The organism is Vibrio sagamiensis NBRC 104589, assembly GCF_007990935.1.
Lineage (GTDB): Bacteria > Pseudomonadota > Gammaproteobacteria > Enterobacterales > Vibrionaceae > Vibrio > Vibrio sagamiensis.
In genome coordinates, this window is sequence record NZ_BJXJ01000113.1 from 1 (window position 1) to 1,901 (window position 1,901).

The following is a 1,901-nucleotide window of genomic DNA, read 5'->3' on the forward strand; positions in this document are numbered from 1 at the left end:
GAACTCTTAAATATCTTTGGAATCTACGCATGAAAAGAGGTGCTCGTATAGGCACCTCAGAAACATCTTTAATTTTTGTAACAAGCCCTGATAAAGTAAGGCACGCTCAAATCAAAATTGATGATTTATTGAGCGCGCCAACAAAGCCGTTCATTGGCCAGGTGTGTAATTTTGTCTTTTAATGATAAATTCTCATTCAAAGTTAATTATATTCCTTGCCGTAATATTGATAAATTAAACATATAAAGATAGTCAAAAATCCAAGGAATAACATGAATATTGAAAAAGAAGTGAATCATTGGTTAACTCATTTATCATCAGATCAATGGCAATTGGATGATGGAGTGTGCAACCTGACTGATAATAAAGGAAAGCATTACTGTACATTTATGCTTACTCAATCTCGCTTGGTACTTATGTTTATTCTCCATCAAGCAGATAGGCCAAATAACCCAGAATTACATTCAGATTTGCTCTTATTAAATAACCATTCAGACATGATTGGATTTGCTTCTTTCTCGCTCGCATCTGATGATCGTACCGTTGTTCTGTCAACGTCTTTACCTGTAGAAGCCATTGAAACTAATACACTCAATAACTTCTGGAGCCAGTCAAATGAAGCTCGCAACATTATGTTTTCAGTACTAACTACAGAGGATCAGCATAAATGATTATAGCCGGCAAACATAACTTAATGTCTCAACCGCGAGTTGTAAATACTCAATTAAATCTATCTAATAACACAAACCTAAAACAAGCAGGGAAGATATATCAGTCGCCGTCGTCTAGCCCTATTTCTAGGGGAATAGACTCAAACACAACAATCAACATGGATCTAAAGCAAATCAAAGCCGAAAAGATATCGTTGCAAGACGTCGAGCAAATTAACCGGATTAAAACAACGTTAAAGGCTGATGCCGCATTAGCAAATTTTCCTTATACTCATACTCTTGATGCTGCAACAGAGAATAAATGGAGTCCTGATATTAACTCAGAAGCCTTAGCGCCTATTAAACTGGCGTTTAGTAAGTTTGAGGGAGCGGAAGAGATCCCGAAAATTAAGAATGGCCTTATCACTAATCGCGGGCTGACTGCTTTCCTTTTTGTAAATGACGAAGAAAAAGAGGTGCGTCTAGTGTTTGGTGGAACGACTTCTGGAAAGAAGCCTGGTACTTTTGTCGCTAGAAATATAAATAATGCAGTTGCAACAATGAAACAGTGGCTATCTAATGCAAGAAATGCATTTGGATTCGAAGATCTTGGGATGACTAAAAGTTACGAACAAGCTGCTCAGCTTGCAGAAAATATTTACTCAGAGCTTCAAACAAAGCTACCACCTGAATATTCATTTAGTGTTTCAGGCCACTCTAAAGGTGGTGGTGAAGCTTCTTATGCCGCTTTGATGCTAGGCGCAAAAAAAAACAAAGCGATTAAATCAATAAACTTTTCATCTGCACAGCTTGGCGCTGTTTCAAAGAATGAAATCGTAAATCAGATCCAAAAAAATAAAAGTATTACTGGCATGGATAGTAAAGAGGCGATTGAAGACAAGTTAAAAGAGCTGAGCAGCGAGACTTTACACGTAAAAATTAAAGGGGACCTTGTTCCTGTTATGCATAACGTTTTTCATAGTATCTCTCACCTTGGTAAAACGCTTACCTTGCCCAATAACAATAAGACATTTATGCGGTTAGATGAGCATAATGAATTTTATAGTCGAATCACAGATTGGGTTAATACCAATACCGAACTAACAAGAACGCAATCGGTGATATTTGCATAATCAATTTAAGGTCGAATATACAGTTCTTCGACCTTAAACTATATGCCCAAGCAACCTCATGGTTCTCAGTTCAGAAAGACGGCTGTGAGGTGGTATGGCACTACCGCAATGAGCTACG

Annotated in this window: 3 protein-coding genes; all 3 read left to right on the plus strand. The window is 37.6% G+C overall.

Annotation, left to right across the window (positions count from 1 at the left end; genetic code table 11):
• Positions 1-182 (plus strand): hypothetical protein (locus tag VSA01S_RS20125; protein WP_222593941.1); only part of this gene is annotated, 182 nt, incomplete at its 5' end.
• A gap of 90 nt (positions 183-272) precedes the next feature.
• Positions 273-671, plus strand: a complete 399-nt coding sequence (locus VSA01S_RS19650; protein WP_039983943.1) for a type III secretion system chaperone — start codon at positions 273-275, stop codon at positions 669-671.
• Positions 668-1,783 carry a lipase family protein gene (locus VSA01S_RS19655; RefSeq protein WP_083932343.1) on the plus strand — a complete coding sequence of 372 codons (1,116 nt, stop codon included), beginning with the start codon at positions 668-670 and terminating at the stop codon, positions 1,781-1,783. The genes VSA01S_RS19650 and VSA01S_RS19655 overlap by 4 nt, the downstream gene beginning before the upstream one ends.
• Positions 1,784-1,901 lie beyond the last annotated feature (118 nt).

Excerpts from the sequence above, each read along its gene's own strand:
- VSA01S_RS19650 (WP_039983943.1), top strand. The coding sequence starts at position 273 with ATGAATATTGAAAAAGAAGTGAATCATTGGTTAACTCATTTATCATCA.
- VSA01S_RS19655 (WP_083932343.1), top strand. The coding sequence starts at position 668 with ATGATTATAGCCGGCAAACATAACTTAATGTCTCAACCGCGAGTTGTA.